This window comes from Nocardioides psychrotolerans (assembly GCF_943371775.1).
Lineage (GTDB): Bacteria > Actinomycetota > Actinomycetes > Propionibacteriales > Nocardioidaceae > Nocardioides > Nocardioides psychrotolerans_A.
This window is the reverse complement of record NZ_CALRWD010000002.1, coordinates 145,788-161,997: the sequence shown is the minus strand read 5'-3', so window position 1 is coordinate 161,997 and position 16,210 is coordinate 145,788. Positions and strand designations below refer to the sequence as shown.

Here is a 16,210-nt window from a genome sequence, read left to right as displayed (position 1 = left end):
CAGAGAGGAACGACCTGATGGGTATCGAGGAGAAGCTCCCCAGCGGAGTGCTGCTGACGACCGTCGAGGGCGTCGCCGGCTACATGCGCAAGGCGTCGTTCTGGCCCGCCACCTTCGGCCTGGCCTGCTGCGCCATCGAGATGATGACCAGCGGCGGCCCCAAGTACGACCTCGCGCGCTTCGGCATGGAGGTCTTCCGCGCCAGCCCTCGCCAGGCCGACCTGATGATCGTCGCGGGTCGCGTCAGCAACAAGATGGCCCCCGTCCTGCGCCAGATCTACGACCAGATGGCCGAGCCCAAGTGGGTCCTGGCCATGGGCGTCTGCGCCAGCAGCGGCGGCATGTTCAACAACTACGCGATCGTCCAGGGCGTCGACCACGTCGTCCCCGTCGACATGTACCTCCCGGGCTGCCCGCCGCGTCCCGAGATGCTCATCGACGCGATCCTCAAGCTCCACGACCAGGTGCAGGCCACCAAGCTGGGCGCCAACCGCCTGGCCCAGATCGAGGACCTCGAGTCCGAGGCGCTGCGCGCCCTCCCGACCTCCGAGATGCGAGGGCAGCTGCGGTGAGCGACAAGACCCCTGACAAGGCCCCCGACCAGCCTGCCGTCGAGCAGTCCCCGGAGAACGTCCCGGCCCAGACGGGCGAGGTGACCGCGGTCGGTGCCCGCACCGGCATGTTCGGCGCCTCGGGCACCGGTGACACCAGCGGCTACGGCGGCCTCGTCGCCCCGATCGTCTTCCCCGCTCCGGCCCAGCGCCCCTTCGGTGGTTGGTTCGACAAGGTGGCCGACGCCCTCGAGAGCACGGTCGCCCTCGGCAACGTCGTGATCCACCGCGGGGAGATCACCTTCCACGTCCGCCGCGAGGACCTCGTCGCGGTCGCCCGGCACCTGCGCGACGCGCCGCAGCTGCGCTTCGAGCTGTGCACGGGCGTCAGCGGGGTGCACTACCCCGACGAGGCGGGCAACGAGATGCACGCGGTCTACCACCTGCTCTCGATGACCCACAACCGTCGGATCCGGCTCGAGGTCAGCGTCCCCGACGCCGACGCGCACATCCCGTCGCTGGTCGCGATCTACCCGACCAACGACTGGCACGAGCGCGAGACCTACGACATGTTCGGGATCATCTTCGACGGTCACCCCGCGCTGACGCGCATCCTCATGCCCGACGACTGGCCGGGCCACCCGCAGCGCAAGGACTACCCCTTGGGCGGCATCCCCGTGGAGTACAAGGGCGGCAGCATCCCGCCTCCCGATGAGCGCAGGAGCTACAACTGATGACTCACGACATGTACGCCGGCACCAGCGAGACGACCGAGGGCAAGGTCTTCACCGTCACCGGCCAGGACTGGGACTCCATCGTCGAGGGGCTCGCCGAGGACGCCGACGAGCGCGTCGTCGTCAACATGGGGCCCCAGCACCCGTCCACGCACGGGGTGCTGCGCCTGATCCTCGAGCTCGAGGGCGAGACGGTCACCGAGGCCCGCTGCGGCATCGGCTACCTCCACACCGGCATCGAGAAGAACATGGAGTACCGCTCCTGGGTGCAGGGCACCACGTTCGTCACCCGGATGGACTACCTCAGCCCCTTCTTCAACGAGGCGACCTACTGCCTGGGTGTCGAGCGGCTGCTGGACATCGAGGACGACATCCCCGAGAAGGCCAGCGTCATGCGGGTGCTCCTCATGGAGCTCAACCGCATCTCCTCCCACCTGGTCTGCATCGCGACCGGCGGCATGGAGATCGGTGCCCTCACCGTCATGACGATCGGCTTCCGCGAGCGCGAGCTGGTGCTCGACCTCTTCGAGCTGATCACGGGCCTGCGCATGAACCACGCGTTCATCCGCCCCGGCGGCGTCGCGCAGGACCTGCCCCCCGGCGCCCTCGACGAGATCCGCGCGTTCGTCGCGCTGATGAAGAAGCGCCTGCCGGAGTACGCCGCGCTCTGCAACGCCAACCCGATCTTCAAGGCCCGCCTCGACGGGGTCGGTCACCTCGACCTCGAGGGCGTCATGGCCCTCGGGCTCACCGGCCCCGTGCTCCGCAGCACCGGCTACCCCTGGGACCTGCGCAAGACCGAGCCCTACTGCGGCTACGAGGACTACGACTTCGACGTGCAGACGTGGGACACGTGCGACGCCTACGGCCGCTTCCGCATCCGCCTCGCCGAGATGTGGGAGTCGCTCAAGATCGTCGAGCAGGCCGCCGAGCGCCTGGCCGGCCTCGAGGGCGCACCGGTCATGGTCGCCGACAAGAAGATCGCCTGGCCCAGCCAGCTCGCGATCGGCAGCGACGGCATGGGCAACAGCCTCGACCACATCCGCCACATCATGGGTGAGTCCATGGAGGGGCTGATCCACCACTTCAAGCTGGTCACCGAGGGCTTCCGGGTCCCGCCGGGCCAGGCCTACGTGCCGATCGAGTCGCCGCGTGGCGAGCTCGGCGCGCACGTGGTGTCCGACGGTGGCACGCGCCCCTTCCGCACGCACTTCCGCGACCCGTCCTTCACCAACCTCCAGGCGACGAGCGTCATGAGCGAAGGCGGCATGATCGCCGACGTCATCGTGGCCATCGCCTCCATCGACCCCGTGATGGGAGGCGTCGACCGATGATCGACGAGACCACCTACGCCGAGCTCCAGGAGATCGCGGCGCGCTACCCCGAGAAGCGCTCGGGGCTGCTGCCGATGCTCCACCTCGTGCAGGCGGCCGACGGCCGCGTGACGCCCGAGGGCATCGAGGCGTGCGCCGAGATCCTCGACATCACCGCCGCCGAGGTGAGCGGCGTCGCGACGTTCTACACGATGTACAAGCGCAAGCCGGTCGGCGACTACCACGTCGGGGTCTGCACCAACACGCTCTGCGCCGTCATGGGCGGTGACCTGATCTTCGACCGGCTCAAGCAGCACCTCGACGTCGGCAACGACGAGACGACCGAGGACGGCAAGATCACCCTCGAGCACGTCGAGTGCAACGCGGCCTGCGACTACGCCCCGGTGATGATGGTCAACTGGGAGTTCATGGACAACATGACCGTCCAGTCCGCCACGCAGCTGGTCGACGACCTGCGCGCCGGCACCGAGGTCCGCTCCACGCGCGGCCCGCGGGTGTGCACCTGGCGCGAGGCCGAGCGCGTGCTCGCCGGCTTCCCCGACGGCCTCGCCGACGAGGGTCCCTCCGCCGGCCCCGCGAGCCTGGTCGGTCGCGAGATCGCCCGCCAGCGCGGCTGGACCGCCCCGTCGTCCGACGCCTCGGGCTCCGCCCCCGCCGTCGCCCAGACCAAGGTCGAGGCCGCCGAGCAGGCCGACACCTCGCGCGCCGAGACCGAGACCGAGCAGGAGAAGGCCGATGACTGATGTGTTGACGCCCGTCCTCACCGACAACTGGGGCGACGAGCGCAGCTGGACCCTCCCGGCCTACGAGGCCCAGGGCGGCTACGGCGCGCTCAAGAAGGCGCTCGCCATGGCCCCCGCCGACGTCATCACCGCCGTCAAGGACTCGGGCCTGCGCGGTCGCGGCGGCGCCGGCTTCCCGACGGGCATGAAGTGGAGCTTCATCCCGCAGGACAACCCCAAGCCCAAGTACCTCGTCGTCAACGCCGACGAGTCCGAGCCGGGCACCTGCAAGGACATGCCGCTCATGATGGCGACGCCCCACACCCTCGTCGAGGGCGTGATCATCAGCTCCTACGCCATCCGCGCCAACACCGCCTTCATCTACATCCGCGGCGAGGTCCTCCACGTCATCCGCCGGGTGCAGGCGGCCGTGGCCGAGGCCTACGCCGCGGGTCACCTGGGCAAGGACATCCACGGCACGGGCTACGACCTCGACGTCGTGGTCCACGCCGGCGCCGGCGCCTACATCTGTGGCGAGGAGACCGCCCTGCTCGAGGGGCTCGAGGGGCGACGCGGCCAACCGCGCCTGCGCCCGCCGTTCCCCGCGGTCGCCGGTCTCTACGCCAGCCCGACGGTCATCAACAACGTCGAGTCGATCGCGTCGGTGCCCAGCATCATCGACCACGGTGCCGAGTGGTTCGCCTCGATGGGCACCGAGAAGTCCAAGGGCTACGGCATCTTCTCGCTCTCGGGCCACGTCAAGAGCCCCGGTCAGTACGAAGCCCCGTTGGGCATCACCCTGCGTCAGCTCATCGACCTGGCCGGCGGCATGCGTGATGGCCACGAGCTCAAGTTCTGGACCCCGGGCGGGTCCAGCACGCCGCTGCTGACCGCCGACCACCTCGACGTCCCGCTCGACTTCGAGGGCGTCGGCGCGGCCGGCTCGATGCTCGGGACCCGGGCGCTGCAGCTCTTCGACGAGACCACGTGCGTCCTGCGCGCGGTGCTGCGCTGGACCGAGTTCTACAAGCACGAGTCCTGCGGCAAGTGCACCCCGTGCCGCGAGGGCACGTGGTGGCTGGTGCAGACCCTGGCCGCGCTCGAGAAGGGCCAGGGCAGCGAGAGCGACCTCGACCTGCTGCTCGACCAGTGCGACAACATCCTGGGCCGCTCGTTCTGCGCGCTGGGTGACGGTGCCACCAGCCCGATCTCCAGCTCGATCCAGTACTTCCGCGACGAGTACCTCGCGCACCTCACCCACGGGGGCTGCCCCTTCGACCCGGCCGCCTCGACCCTCTTCGCCGCCGAGGGAGCCTCCGCATGACGCAGACCAACGAACGGGCCAACGCCACCACGCCGGCGACCGTCGAGGTCGAGACCGTCTCGGTCACCATCGACGGCATCCAGGTCAGCGTCCCGAAGGACACCCTGGTGATCCGGGCGGCCGAGCAGATCGGCGTCCAGATCCCGCGCTTCTGCGACCACCCGCTGCTGGCACCCGTCGGTGCCTGCCGGCAGTGCCTGGTCGACGTCCCCGACGCGGGCAACGGTCGTGGCTTCCCCAAGCCGCAGGCCTCCTGCACGCTGCCCGTCGCCGAGGGCATGGTCGTCAACACCCAGGCGACCAGCGAGGTCGCCGACAAGGCGCAGCAGGGCGTCATGGAGTTCCTGCTCATCAACCACCCGCTCGACTGCCCCGTCTGCGACAAGGGCGGCGAGTGCCCCCTGCAGAACCAGGCGATGTCCAACGGCCGCGGTGAGTCCCGGTTCTCGGCGGCCGGCGGCATCAAGCGCACCTACCCCAAGCCGATCAACATCTCCGCCCAGGTGCTGCTCGACCGCGAGCGCTGCGTCCTGTGCGCCCGGTGCACCCGCTTCTCCGAGCAGATCGCCGGTGACCCCTTCATCGCGCTCATTGAGCGCGGAGCCCTCCAGCAGGTCGGCATCTACGAGAAGGAGCCGCTCCAGAGCTACTTCTCGGGCAACACGATCCAAATCTGCCCGGTCGGCGCGCTCACCTCCGCCGAATACCGCTTCCGCTCGCGCCCCTTCGACCTGGTCTCCACCCCGTCCGTCGCGGAGCACGACTCCTGCGGCTCGGCCATCCGCGTCGACCACCGCCGCGGCAAGGTCATGCGTCGTCTCGCGGGCAACGACCCCGAGGTCAACGAGGAGTGGATCACCGACAAGGACCGCTTCGCGTTCACCTACGCGACGCAGGACGACCGGCTGACCTACCCGCAGGTGCGTGACGAGGACGGGTCGCTGCGACCCGCGTCCTGGCCCGAGGCCTTCGCCGTCGCGGCCCGCGGGCTGCGCGCGGCCGGCCCCGCCGGCGTACTCATGGGTGGACGGCACACCGCCGAGGACGCCTACGCCTACAGCAAGTTCGCCCGCGTCGCGCTCGGCACCAACGACATCGACTTCCGGGCGCGCCCCCACTCCGCGGAGGAGGCGCAGTTCCTCGCCTCCCAGGTGGTGCTCACGGCGCCCGAGGGCGGCGGAGTGACCTACGCCGACCTGGAGACCGCTCCCACCGTCGTGCTGGTCGGCCTCGAGCCCGAGGACGAGGCCGGCGCGATCTTCCTGCGCCTGCGCAAGGCCGCTGAGGCCGGTCGCACCCGGGTCCTCGCCATCGCGCCCTTCAGCACCCGTGGCCTGCACAAGATGGGGGGGACGCTGATCCCGACCGTCCCCGGTGACGAGCCGGCTGCCCTCGACTCCCTGCTCGGCCACGCCGACCACGGTCTCGACGCGGCCAGCGTGATCCTGGTGGGTGAGCGCCTCGCGACCGTGCCCGGTGCTCTCTCGGCTGCTGCTGCCCTCGCGAGCAAGTCGGGCGCCCGGCTGGCCTGGGTGCCCCGCCGTGCCGGCGACCGCGGCGGGGTCGAGACCGGCTGCCTGCCCAACCTGCTGCCCGGTGGCCGTCCGGTCGCCGACGCCTCCGCACGCGTCGACGTCGCCACGTCGTGGGGCGTCGACTCCCTGCCCGACAGCGAGGGACGCGACGCGTCCGCCATCGTCGCGGCGCTCGTCGCCGGCGAGCTCGGCGGCCTGGTCATCGGCGGCGTCGACCCCGACGACACCGCAGACCCGGCTGCAACCCGGGCCGCGATCGAGGCGGCCGGCTTCGTCGTCGCCCTGGAGCTGCGCGAGACCGAGGTGACCCGGGTCGCCGACGTCGTCTTCCCGGTCTCCACCGTCACCGACAAGGCCGGCATGTTCGTCACGTGGGAGGGCCGTCCGCGCACCTTTGACGCGGTGTTCACCAACCCCAAGGCGCTGCCCGACCTGCGTGTCCTCGCGGGGATCGCCGAGGAGCTGGACGCCCCCCTGGGCTTCCGCAACGTCGCCGAGGCGCGGGCCCAGATGGCCGACCTCGGCCCCTGGGACGGTCCACGCGCCGCCGCACCCACCGTCGCCGCGACCGCGGACCTGGGCTCCGGCCTCGCGCTGGCGTCCTGGAAGCAGATGCTCGACAACGGCTCGCTCCAGGACGGCGACAAGCACCTCGCCGCCACGGCACGGCCGACGGTCGCCCGCGTCGGGCAGACGGTCTTCGACGCTCTCGGTCCGACGGTCACCGTCACCGGCGACCGGGGGTCCGTGACGCTGCCGGCCGTGGTCGCCGACGACCTCGTCGACGGGGTCGTGTGGCTCCCGGCCAACTCGTTCGGCAACGGTGTCCTGGCCGACGTGGCCTCGCCCGGATCCCGCGTCACCGTCAAGGGAGGCACCCCGTGACCAGCACCATCCTCAGCCAGCTCAGCCCCCTGGCGGCCGACGACCTCAGCGCCTTCGGTCAGGACCCGTGGTGGCTGATCGTCATCAAGACGGTGCTGATCTTCCTGGTCCTGGTGCTCCTGACGCTCTTCAACATCTGGTGGGAGCGCCGGGTCGTCGCCCGCATGCAGCACCGCATCGGTCCCAACGTGCACGGCCCCTTCGGTCTCCTGCAGTCGCTGGCCGACGGCGTCAAGCTGGCGCTCAAGGAGGACATCATCCCCAAGGCCGCCGACAAGGTGGTCTTCCTCCTCGCCCCGATCCTGGCGGCCGTGCCGGCGTTCGTGACGTTCAGCGTGATCCCCTTCGGTCCCGAGGTCGGGGTGCCGTTCTCCGATCGCACCACGCCGTTGCAGCTGACCGACATGCCGGTCGCCGTGCTGTTCGTGATGGCGATCGCGTCGATCGGCATCTACGGCATCGTCCTCGGCGGCTGGTCCAGCGGCTCGACCTACTCGCTCCTGGGCGGGCTGCGCTCGAGTGCCCAGATGATCTCCTACGAGGTCGCGATGGGTCTCGCGCTGGTCGCGGTCTTCCTCTACGCCGGCTCGATGTCGACCTCGGCGATCGTCGACGCCCAGAAGGACCTCTGGTTCGGCCTGATCCTGGTGCCATCCTTCGTCATCTACCTCATCGCGATGGTGGGGGAGACCAACCGTGCGCCCTTCGACCTCCCCGAGGCCGAGGGTGAGCTCGTCGGTGGCTTCCACACCGAGTACTCCTCGCTCAAGTTCGCGCTGTTCTTCCTGGCCGAATACATCAACATGGCGACCGTCTCCGCGCTCGCGACGACGCTGTTCCTCGGCGGCTGGCGGGCACCCTTCTGGATCGACCGGGTCTGGGCCGGCGCCAACGAGGGCTACGTCCCGCTGATCTGGTTCTTCGGCAAGATGCTCTTCTTCATCTTCGGCTTCATCTGGCTGCGCGGCTCGCTGCCGCGGCTGCGCTACGACCAGTTCATGGCCTTCGGCTGGAAGCGGCTCATCCCGATCGCCCTGGTGTGGATCGTCGCCGTGGCGACCATCCGCGTCGTGTCGCTGGGCGACGGCGTGGACCGCCGCTACCTCCTGATCGGCATCGGCGTGCTCGCGGCCGGCTTCCTGCTGCTCTTCCTCTTCGGAGCGGCCGACGAGGACGACGACACCACGCCCTACACGCAGCCTGCGTCGACACCTGGAGGCTTCCCGGTGCCGACCATGCCGTCCGGCGGTCCCGTGCGCGGCGCGGCCGCCCCCCTCACCTTCGACACCCCGATCTCGAGCCCCGCCGGAGCCGGCGCGGGCAAGGAGGCACACGCTGATGGCTGAGTCCAAAGGCATGAAGGAGCAGTTCTGGGACCCCATCGCGGGTTTCGGGGTCACCTTCCGCACCATGTTCAAGAAGGTCGTCACGGAGCAGTACCCCTTCGAGAAGCTCCCGACCGCACCTCGCTTCCACGGCCGTCACCAGCTCAACCGCTGGCCCGACGGGCTGGAGAAGTGCATCGGCTGCGAGCTCTGCGCGTGGGCCTGCCCGGCTGACGCGATCTACGTCGAGGGCGATGCCAACTCCGACGCCCCCGACGGTGAGCGCTTCAGCCCCGGCGAGCGCTACGGCCGCGTCTACCAGATCAACTACCTGCGCTGCATCCTCTGCGGACTGTGCATCGAGGCGTGCCCCACGCGCGCCCTGACGATGACCAACGAGTACGAGCTGGCCGACACCAACCGGGCCGACCTGATCTACGAGAAGAGCGACCTGCTCGCCCCGCTGCTGCCGGGCATGGAGCAGCCGCCGCACGCGATGCTCCTCGGCGACGACGCAGAGACCTACTACCGCGGCGAGTTCGCCGCCCCCGCCCCCGGCGCGGGTGTCGCCACGCCGTCCGGCGAGGAGGTCGCGCCGTGATCGCGTTCTGGGTGCTGGCCCCCGTGATGGTCCTCGCCGCCCTCGGCATCCTCTTCGTGCGCAAGGCGGTGCACGCCGCCCTGCTCCTGGCGGTCGTGATGATCAGCCTCGCCATCCTCTACGCCGTGCTCGAGGCGCCGTTCCTCTTCGCGGTGCAGATCATCGTCTACACCGGCGCCATCTTGATGCTCTTCCTCTTCGTGCTGATGCTGGTCGGTGTCGACGCCTCCGACTCGGTCGTCGAGACCATCCGTGGTCAGCGCGTCATGGCCGCCGTCGGCGGCCTGCTGCTCGGTCTGGTGCTGGTCATCGGCCTGGGCCAGATCACGCTCGGCACGGCCGTCGGCCTCGACGAGGCCAACGGCGAGGGCAACATCCAGGCCCTCGCCAACATCCTCTTCTCCCGCTACGTCTTCGCCTTCGAGACCACGAGCGCGCTGCTGATCACGGCCGCTGTGGGGGCGATGGTGCTCGCCCACCGTGAGCGGCTCACGCCCAAGGCGGGCCAGGCCGAGACGGCCGCCCAGCGCGTGCGTGACTACGCCGACAAGGGCCTGCACCTCGGGCCGCTGCCCGCCCCCGGCGTGTTCGCCCGCCACAACGCGGTCGACACCCCTGCGCTGCTCCCCGACGGCACCGCCTCCGAGGCCTCGATCTCGCGCGTGCTCGCCGCCCGCGGCACCGTGCGGTCCGCCCCGGCGCTCGCCACCGACATCGAGGGCGTCCAGCGCTCGCTGGCCGGAGAGACCGGACCCCCCGCCGCCGAGCGCGACGACCAGGCCGACGACCGCGCCGGAGACCAGCCCGACGGAGGCCGCTCATGAATGAGTACATCGTCCTCTCGGCGATCCTGTTCACCATCGGCTGCGTCGGGGTCCTGACACGACGCAACGCCATCGTGGTCTTCATGTGCGTCGAGCTGATGCTCAACGCCTCCAACCTGGCGCTCGTCACCTTCGCCAAGCAGCACGGCAACCTCGACGGGCAGATCGCTGCCTTCTTCGTCATGGTGGTCGCCGCTGCCGAGGTCGTGGTCGGGCTCGCGATCATCATGTCCATCTTCCGGACCCGCCGGTCGGCCTCGGTCGATGACGCCAGCCTGCTGAAGCTCTGAGAGGCCCGACACCCAGATGTACGCATTGACAGAGTCCGTCCACATCCCGGTGGTCGACCCCTCGCAGGCCGACGGGGTCTTCTCCCTGATGTGGCTGGTCATCGGGCTGCCGCTCCTCGGCGCCGTGATCCTCCTGCTCGGCGGTCGTCGCACCGACCGCTGGGGCCACCTGCTCGGCACCGCCACGGCCCTCGGCTCCTTCGTCCTGAGCCTCCTGATGTTCCTCACGCTGCTCGGGCGCGGGGAGGAGGAGCGCCAGATCGGCCAGCACCTCTACGACTGGATCCAGGTCGGCGGCCTCGACGTCGGCATGGACCTGCTCTACGACCCGCTGTCGGCGCTGTTCCTGCTGCTGATCACCGGGGTCGGCACGCTCATCCACGTCTACTCCATCGGCTACATGGAGCACGACCCCCGCCGCCGCCGGTTCTTCGCCTACCTCAACCTCTTCGTGGCAGCGATGCTGATGCTGATCCTCTCGGAGAACTACGTCGGCCTCTTCCTCGGCTGGGAGGGCGTCGGTCTGGCGTCCTACCTGCTGATCGGCTTCTGGCAGCACAAGCCCAGCGCCGCCGCTGCCGCCAAGAAGGCCTTCGTGATGAACCGGGTCGGTGACATGGGGCTGTCGCTGGCGATCTTCCTGATGTTCGTCACCTTCGGCACGACGAGCTTCTCCGGCATCAGCGCCGCCTCCTCCGGCGCCACCGAGAGCACCCTCAACGCCGTGGGGCTGCTGCTCCTGCTCGGTGCCTGCGGCAAGTCCGCCCAGGTCCCGCTGCAGGCATGGCTGCTCGACGCCATGGAGGGCCCGACCCCGGTGTCGGCGCTGATCCACGCGGCCACCATGGTGACGGCCGGCGTCTACCTCGTGGTGCGCTCCAACTTCATCTTCGAGCTCGCCCCTGTCGCGCAGACCACCGTCGTGGTCGTCGCGGTCGTGACGCTCCTGTGGGGTGCGGTGCTCGGGTGCGCCAAGGACGACATCAAGAAGGCGCTCGCCGGGTCCACCATGAGCCAGATCGGCTACATGATGCTGGGCGCCGGACTGGGCGGTGTCGGCTACGCCTTCGCGATCTTCCACCTGCTCACGCACGGCTTCTTCAAGGCCAACATGTTCCTCGGCGCCGGATCGGTCATGCACGGCATGAACGACGACGTCGACATGCGCCGCTACGGCGCCGTGCGCCACGCGATGCCGGTGACGTTCCTGACGTTCGCCATGGGCTACCTCGCGATCATCGGCTTCCCGGGCTTCTCCGGCTTCTGGTCCAAGGACAAGCTCATCGAGACCGCGCTCGCCGAGAACGTCTTCGTCGGGATCGCCGCCCTGGTGGGTGCCGGTGTCACGGGCTTCTACATGACCCGGCTGATGCTGATGACCTTCTTCACCGAGAAGCGTTGGAAGGCCGACGTGCACCCGCACGAGTCGCCGGCCACCATGACGATCCCGTTGGTGGTCCTCGCCGCCCTGTCGGTCCTGGGCGGTGTCCTGCTGCTCGGCGACTGGATCGTCGACTGGCTGGTCCCGGTGGTCGGCGAGGGTGAGCACCACGAGCCCCCGATCCCGGTCCTGGCCGTCACCGTCCTCGCGACCCTGACCGCGGCCGCCGGTGTCGCCACTGCCTGGTTCCTGGTCGGCAAGCGCGAGATCGCGCTGACGCCGCCCCAGGACGTCTCCTTCGCGACCCGCGCTGCGCGTGCCGACCTCTACGGCGACACGATCAACGAGGCTGTCGTCGTCAATCCCGGCCGACGTCTCGTGCGCGGCCTGCTCACCTTCGACCGATCCGGCGCCGACGGCGTCTTCACCGGCGGCGCCTCGGCGGTGTCGGGGATCGGTGGCCAGCTCCGGAAGATCCAGAACGGTTTCGTGCGCTCCTATGCCCTCTCTGTCCTCGCCGGCGTCCTGCTGGTCGTCCTCGCGCTGCTGGCGGTGAACCTGTCGTGAACGAGTTCCCCTGGCTCACCCTGCTGGTCCTCGCCCCGCTCGTCGGCGCGCTGGTCGTCGCCTTCGCACCGTCGGCACTGACCAAGCAGCTCTCGATCGGCTTCGGCCTCCTCACGCTCGCCCTCGGCGTCGCCATCGCCGTCCAGTACGACGTGGACGGCGGCATGCAGCTCCAGGAGCAGCACACCTGGATCGACGCGTTCGGCGTCAACTACGCCCTGGGCGTCGACGGCCTCGGTCTGCTGATGATCCTGCTGACCGTGCTGATCGTCCCGGTCGTCATGGTCGCCGGCTGGTTCGACGGCGACGAGGGCGACACCAAGGCGTTCTTCGCCTGGGCACTCGCGCTCGAGGCCATGTCGCTCGCGGTCTTCTGCGCCACGGACGTCTTCCTCTTCTACGTCGTCTTCGAGGCCACCCTCATCCCGGCCTACTTCCTCATCGGCGGCTTCGGTCGCGAGGGCCGTGCCGGGGCCGCGGTGAAGTTCCTGATGTTCCAGCTGGCGGGCGGGTTGATCCTGCTGGCCTCGGTCATCGGCCTCTACGTCGTCTCCGCCCAGCAGGGCGAGCCGTCCTACCTGCTCTCCGACCTCTCGCAGCTCGACATGTCGCAGAACGCCGAGCGCTGGCTCTTCGCCGGGTTCTTCATCGCGTTCGCGATCAAGGCCCCGCTGTTCCCGGTGCACACCTGGCTCGCCGACACCGCCGAGAAGGCCACCCCGGGCACGAGCGTGCTGCTGGTCTGCATCCTCGACAAGATCGGCACCTTCGGGATGCTGCGCTTCTGCCTCGGCATCTTCCCCGAGGCCTCGCAGTGGGCCACGCCGCTGGTCATGGTCCTGGCGCTCATCTCGATCGTCTACGGCGCCCTCATCGCGATCGGCCAGGACGACGTCCTGCGCCTGATCGGCCTCACGTCGCTGAGCCACTTCGGCTTCATCACCCTCGGCATCTTCGCGCTGAGCAGCCAGGGCGGCACCGGCTCGATCCTCTACATGGTCAACCACGGCCTGGGCACCGCCGCGCTCTTCCTGCTCGCGGGCTACCTGATCCGCCGCCGTGGCACGACCCTGATCAGCGAGATGGCCGGCATCGAGAAGGCCACGCCGATCCTCGCCGGTCTCTTCCTGGTCGCCGGTCTCGCGACGCTCGGCCTGCCGGGCCTGAGCCCGTTCGTCTCCGAGTTCCTCGTGCTCATGTCGGCCTTCGACTACCAGTGGTACGTCGGCGCGATCGCCGTCACCGGCATCGTGTTGGCCGCCATCTACGTCCTCTGGATGTACCAGCGGGTCATGACCGGCGCGACCCCCGCCGACGTCGAGGGCACCCCCGACATCGACAAGCGCGAGCTGGGCGCGATCGCCCCGCTGATGCTGGCGCTGGTGCTCTTCGGCTTCTACCCGATGCCGCTGCTCGACGTCGCCAACCCGACGATCGACTCGCTGATGGCCTATGTCGGCGTCAGCGACGCACCACCCGACGTGCCGGCCGGCTCCGTCCCTGACCACGCTGCCACGGAAGGAGGCGAGGGCTGATGGACTTCGTCAAGCCCACCATCGAGTACGCCGAGCTCTGGCCGCTGCTCCTCGTCTTCGGCGTCGCGGCGGCCGGTGTCCTCGTCGAGGCGTTCCTGCCCCGCGAGCGTCGCCGCATCGTCCAGGTCGTCCTGGCCCTGGCTGGTCTCGTGGCCGCCCTCGTCGGCACCGTCCTGGTCGGCACCGGCCTCACCTCCCTCGGCGACGGAGCCGCGCGCGGACTCCTCGGCGTCGAGGGCACCCTGGTCATCGACGGCCCGACCGTCTACCTCTGGGGCCTGGTCCTGGTCTTCTCGATCGCCGGTGTCGCGCTCTTCGCCGAGCGCCGGCTCGAGGGCGGGGTCTCGGCCTTTGCCGGTCAGGCGGCCGCGCTGCCCGGCACCGAGGCGGAGCGTCAGGCCTCCACCCAGGGCCTGGACCACACCGAGGTCTATCCCCTGATGATGTTCGCGGTGGGCGGCATGATGCTGTTCCCCGCCTCCAACGACCTGCTGACGATGTTCGTCGCGCTCGAGGTGCTCTCGCTCCCGCTCTACCTGCTCTGCGGCCTGGCGCGTCGGCGTCGCCTGCTGAGCCAGGAGGCGGCGCTGAAGTACTTCCTGCTCGGCGCCTTCTCGTCCGGCTTCTTCCTCTACGGCGTCGCCCTGGTCTACGGCTTCGCCGGTTCCATGCAGTTCGCCGCGATCAACGAGGCGGTCCGCAACGACGCCGACAACGAGGCGCTGCTGCTCATCGGCATGGGGATGCTGGCCGTCGGCCTGCTCTTCAAGGTCGGTGCAGCGCCGTTCCAGTCGTGGATGCCTGACGTCTACCAGGGCGCACCCACCGCCGTCACCGCCTGGATGTCGGCCGCCACCAAGGTCGCTGCGTTCGGCGCCCTGCTGCGTCTCTTCTACGTCGCCTTCGGGTCCGACCGCTGGTCGTGGCAGCCGATGCTGTGGGTCGTCGCGATCCTGACCATGCTGATCGGCGTGGTGCTCGCGGTCGTCCAGACCGACGTCAAGCGGATGCTGGCCTACTCGTCGGTGGCGCACACCGGCTTCCTGCTCACGGGTGTCCTCGGCCTCCAGGCGACCAGCGACCTCGCGATCGGCCAGGTGACCTCGCTCGAGGCCGTGCTGTTCTACCTCACGACCTACGGGTTCGCGAGCGTCGGCGCCTTCGCCATCGTCACGATGGTGCGAGACTCCGGCGGCGAGTCCACGGCGTTCCCGCGCTGGGCCGGCCTGGGCCGTCGCTCGCCGCTGGTCGCCGCAGCCTTCGCCTTCTTCCTGCTCTCGATGGCCGGCATCCCGCTGACCGCCGGCTTCGTGGGCAAGTGGGCGGTGTTCACCGTGGCGATGTCAGCCGGCGCCTGGCCGGTCGTGCTGGTCGCCATCGCGTCGAGCATCATCGCGGTCTACTTCTACATCCGCCACATCCGCCTGATGTTCTTCTCCGAGCCGGAGGGTGAGGTTGCGTCGGTGACGACGCCCTCACTGCTGACCTCGGTCACGGTGGGCGTGTGCGTGCTTGCGACCGTCCTCCTCGGCGTCCTGCCTGGCCCGGTGCTCGACCTCGTGACCCATGCAGGACAATTCATCAGGTGAGCTCGATCCCGCCCAGTCCCGCAGAGCTGGCGCTGCCCGTCACCGACGAGGGGCTGGCGGCCCGGCTGCGTGAGCGCATGGCCGTCGTCGAGGGAGCGCTCTTCGAGCACGCCCAGAGCCGCGCGCCCTACGTCACCGAAGCAGCGCGTCACCTGCTCTCCGCCGGGGGCAAGCGGTTCCGGCCGCTCCTGGTGCTGCTCGCCGCGGAGGCGGGCCGGCACCCCGACAGCGACGAGGTCGTCACGGCGGCCTGCGTCGTGGAGATCACCCACGTCGGCTCGCTCTACCACGACGACGTCATGGACGAGGCCGACCTGCGCCGCGGTGCCGACTCGGCCAACTCCCGCTTCGACAACCTCGTGGCGATCCTGACCGGGGACTTCCTGTTCGCCAAGTCCTCCGAGCTGACCGCGCGCCTCGGGGCCGACGCGGTCCGCATCCAGGCCGAGACCTTCACGCGTCTGGTCGAGGGACAGATCCTCGAGACGGTGCCTCCGGGGCCGGGCGACGACCCGCTCCAGCACTACCTCGACGTCGTGGCCGGCAAGACCGGCTCCCTGATCGCCACCTCGGCTCGCTACGGCGCCCGCTTCGGCGGTGCCAGTCGCGAGGTCGAGGACGCGTTGACCGCCTACGGCGAGATCGTCGGGTCGGCCTTCCAGCTCTCCGACGACATCCTCGACGTCGCCTCCGAGTCCGACGAGTCCGGCAAGACCCCGGGCACGGACCTGCGGGAAGGCGTGCCCACCCTGCCCAGCCTGATGGCCCGCGCCTCGACCGACCCGGCCGATGCCCGACTGATCGAGCTGCTGGACGCCGACCTCACCGACGACGCCCTCCACGCCGAGGCGCTGGACCTCCTGCGCAAGCACCCCGCGATGGAGGAGGCCCGCGCCTACGTGGTGGCCCAGGCACAGGAGGCCAAGAGCCACCTGGCGGTCCTGCCCGAGGGCTCGGTCCGCAGCGCGCTCGAGGCCTTCGCCGACATCGTGGCCGTGCGCTCGGCCTGAGGA

14 protein-coding genes are annotated in these 16,210 nt (G+C 69.8%); all 14 read left to right on the top strand.

Going from position 1 to position 16,210, the window contains the following annotated elements:
* Positions 1-17: 17 nt before the first annotated feature.
* From AAG827_RS01630 to AAG827_RS01565, 14 genes are read left to right on the top strand one after another with little or no spacing between them, the layout of a single operon-like run.
* On the top strand, positions 18-572 hold the full coding sequence (locus AAG827_RS01630) for an NADH-quinone oxidoreductase subunit B family protein (protein WP_309647172.1): 555 nt from the start codon (positions 18-20) through the stop codon (positions 570-572).
* Positions 569-1,285 carry an NADH-quinone oxidoreductase subunit C gene (locus AAG827_RS01625; RefSeq protein ID WP_341924023.1) on the top strand — a complete coding sequence of 239 codons (717 nt, stop codon included), beginning with the start codon at positions 569-571 and terminating at the stop codon, positions 1,283-1,285. The genes AAG827_RS01630 and AAG827_RS01625 overlap by 4 nt, the downstream gene beginning before the upstream one ends.
* Positions 1,285-2,619, top strand: a complete 1,335-nt coding sequence (locus AAG827_RS01620; RefSeq protein WP_341924022.1) for an NADH-quinone oxidoreductase subunit D — start codon at positions 1,285-1,287, stop codon at positions 2,617-2,619. Before AAG827_RS01625 ends, AAG827_RS01620 begins: the two co-directional genes overlap by 1 nt.
* The gene (nuoE, locus tag AAG827_RS01615) at positions 2,616-3,362 is read left to right on the top strand and encodes an NADH-quinone oxidoreductase subunit NuoE (RefSeq protein ID WP_341924021.1); all 747 of its coding nucleotides are present in this window, start codon (positions 2,616-2,618) and stop codon (positions 3,360-3,362) included. Before AAG827_RS01620 ends, nuoE begins: the two co-directional genes overlap by 4 nt.
* Entirely contained in the window at positions 3,355-4,665 is a 1,311-nt protein-coding gene (nuoF, locus tag AAG827_RS01610; RefSeq protein ID WP_341924020.1) for an NADH-quinone oxidoreductase subunit NuoF, read from the top strand. Before nuoE ends, nuoF begins: the two co-directional genes overlap by 8 nt.
* Positions 4,662-7,085 carry an NADH-quinone oxidoreductase subunit G gene (locus AAG827_RS01605; protein WP_341924019.1) on the top strand — a complete coding sequence of 808 codons (2,424 nt, stop codon included), beginning with the start codon at positions 4,662-4,664 and terminating at the stop codon, positions 7,083-7,085. Before nuoF ends, AAG827_RS01605 begins: the two co-directional genes overlap by 4 nt.
* Positions 7,082-8,431 carry an NADH-quinone oxidoreductase subunit NuoH gene (gene nuoH, locus AAG827_RS01600; RefSeq protein ID WP_341924018.1) on the top strand — a complete coding sequence of 450 codons (1,350 nt, stop codon included), beginning with the start codon at positions 7,082-7,084 and terminating at the stop codon, positions 8,429-8,431. Before AAG827_RS01605 ends, nuoH begins: the two co-directional genes overlap by 4 nt.
* Positions 8,424-9,011, top strand: a complete 588-nt coding sequence (gene nuoI / locus AAG827_RS01595) for an NADH-quinone oxidoreductase subunit NuoI (protein WP_341924017.1) — start codon at positions 8,424-8,426, stop codon at positions 9,009-9,011. Before nuoH ends, nuoI begins: the two co-directional genes overlap by 8 nt.
* Positions 9,008-9,835, top strand: a complete 828-nt coding sequence (locus tag AAG827_RS01590; protein ID WP_341924016.1) for an NADH-quinone oxidoreductase subunit J — start codon at positions 9,008-9,010, stop codon at positions 9,833-9,835. The genes nuoI and AAG827_RS01590 overlap by 4 nt, the downstream gene beginning before the upstream one ends.
* A complete protein-coding gene (gene nuoK / locus AAG827_RS01585) occupies positions 9,832-10,125 on the top strand; it encodes an NADH-quinone oxidoreductase subunit NuoK (RefSeq protein WP_091113380.1) in 294 nt (97 codons plus the stop codon). The genes AAG827_RS01590 and nuoK overlap by 4 nt, the downstream gene beginning before the upstream one ends.
* 16 nt (positions 10,126-10,141) lie before the next feature.
* Positions 10,142-12,073, top strand: a complete 1,932-nt coding sequence (nuoL, locus tag AAG827_RS01580; RefSeq protein ID WP_341924015.1) for an NADH-quinone oxidoreductase subunit L — start codon at positions 10,142-10,144, stop codon at positions 12,071-12,073.
* Positions 12,070-13,608 carry an NADH-quinone oxidoreductase subunit M gene (locus AAG827_RS01575; RefSeq protein WP_341924014.1) on the top strand — a complete coding sequence of 513 codons (1,539 nt, stop codon included), beginning with the start codon at positions 12,070-12,072 and terminating at the stop codon, positions 13,606-13,608. The genes nuoL and AAG827_RS01575 overlap by 4 nt, the downstream gene beginning before the upstream one ends.
* A complete protein-coding gene (nuoN, locus tag AAG827_RS01570) occupies positions 13,608-15,197 on the top strand; it encodes an NADH-quinone oxidoreductase subunit NuoN (protein ID WP_341924013.1) in 1,590 nt (529 codons plus the stop codon). Before AAG827_RS01575 ends, nuoN begins: the two co-directional genes overlap by 1 nt.
* Before the next feature lie 5 nt (positions 15,198-15,202).
* The gene (locus AAG827_RS01565; protein ID WP_341924041.1) at positions 15,203-16,207 is read left to right on the top strand and encodes a polyprenyl synthetase family protein; all 1,005 of its coding nucleotides are present in this window, start codon (positions 15,203-15,205) and stop codon (positions 16,205-16,207) included.
* Positions 16,208-16,210 lie beyond the last annotated feature (3 nt).

Excerpts from the sequence above, each read along its gene's own strand:
- AAG827_RS01630 (WP_309647172.1), top strand. The coding sequence starts at position 18 with ATGGGTATCGAGGAGAAGCTCCCCAGCGGAGTGCTGCTGACGACCGTC.
- AAG827_RS01620 (WP_341924022.1), top strand. The coding sequence starts at position 1,285 with ATGACTCACGACATGTACGCCGGCACCAGCGAGACGACCGAGGGCAAG.
- nuoE (WP_341924021.1), top strand. The coding sequence starts at position 2,616 with ATGATCGACGAGACCACCTACGCCGAGCTCCAGGAGATCGCGGCGCGC.
- nuoF (WP_341924020.1), top strand. The coding sequence starts at position 3,355 with ATGACTGATGTGTTGACGCCCGTCCTCACCGACAACTGGGGCGACGAG.
- AAG827_RS01605 (WP_341924019.1), top strand. The coding sequence starts at position 4,662 with ATGACGCAGACCAACGAACGGGCCAACGCCACCACGCCGGCGACCGTC.
- nuoI (WP_341924017.1), top strand. The coding sequence starts at position 8,424 with ATGGCTGAGTCCAAAGGCATGAAGGAGCAGTTCTGGGACCCCATCGCG.
- nuoK (WP_091113380.1), top strand. The coding sequence starts at position 9,832 with ATGAATGAGTACATCGTCCTCTCGGCGATCCTGTTCACCATCGGCTGC.
- nuoL (WP_341924015.1), top strand. The coding sequence starts at position 10,142 with ATGTACGCATTGACAGAGTCCGTCCACATCCCGGTGGTCGACCCCTCG.
- nuoN (WP_341924013.1), top strand. The coding sequence starts at position 13,608 with ATGGACTTCGTCAAGCCCACCATCGAGTACGCCGAGCTCTGGCCGCTG.